Raw genomic sequence first — 264 nt, 5'->3', positions numbered from 1 at the left:
TTCCATCGACGCCTTCGGCCCCGGCCTCGCGCACGCGGGCCAGCGCCACCTCGGCGTCGGTCCACGGGTGCGGCCGGTCGAGGCCCAGCACCAGGAACGCCTGCAGCCGCCCGCTCTTGCGCAGCGGGACGGCGAGGCAGGCCTGGATGTCCAGCGCGAGATAGGTGCCCTGGCGCGCGGCCGCGCGCGGGTCGGTGCGCACGTCGGCCCGCCGCCCGATCTCGCCCGGTGTCTTATAAACCTCTCCGAGCCCCCGAGACGGAG

1 protein-coding gene is annotated in these 264 nt (G+C 75.4%); it reads right to left on the bottom strand.

What is annotated here, in order from left to right; all coding sequences use genetic code 11:
• On the bottom strand, positions 1-202 hold a 202-nt coding region (locus ACEN88_RS35610; RefSeq protein ID WP_413347109.1), incomplete at its 3' end, for a GAF domain-containing protein.
• Positions 203-264 lie beyond the last annotated feature (62 nt).

The organism is Massilia sp. CT11-108 (assembly GCF_047302915.1).
GTDB classification, from domain to species: Bacteria; Pseudomonadota; Gammaproteobacteria; order Burkholderiales; family Burkholderiaceae_D; genus Telluria; species Telluria orientalis.
Note: the sequence above shows the minus strand (reverse complement) of the source record. Positions and strands in the feature narration are given on the sequence as shown.